Annotated in this window: 1 protein-coding gene; it reads left to right on the forward strand. The window is 36.1% G+C overall.

From position 1 onward, the window contains the following. Window positions 1-214: 2'-5' RNA ligase family protein (locus ACSG5Z_RS32495; protein ID WP_435712998.1), on the forward strand; the 214-nt coding region annotated here is incomplete at its 5' end. Between the last annotated feature and the right edge of the window lie 66 nt (window positions 215-280).

A 280-nucleotide genomic window follows, 5' to 3' on the forward strand; every position in this document is an offset into this window, starting at 1 on the left:
GTGTGAAGGGAATGGATTTTCTTTAGTAGCGCGCCCGTATCATCCGCATATTACTGTTGCTCGTAACTGGGTAGGAGAAGAGAAGTTTGATTTAGAACATATAAAGGAAGTACCTGAAATATCATTTCAAGCGGATACGATTACTTTATACGAATCTCACGTGAAGGAGACACCGAAGTATAAAGCGATTGCTGGAATAAAATTACAAATATAGAATGTATGAAAACGTTTTTTATACAGGTGAATATACTATAGAGAATAATGAGTTACTGTATAGGGC

This window comes from Bacillus pretiosus (assembly GCF_051294775.1).
Classification (GTDB): domain Bacteria; phylum Bacillota; class Bacilli; order Bacillales; family Bacillaceae_G; genus Bacillus_A; species Bacillus_A wiedmannii.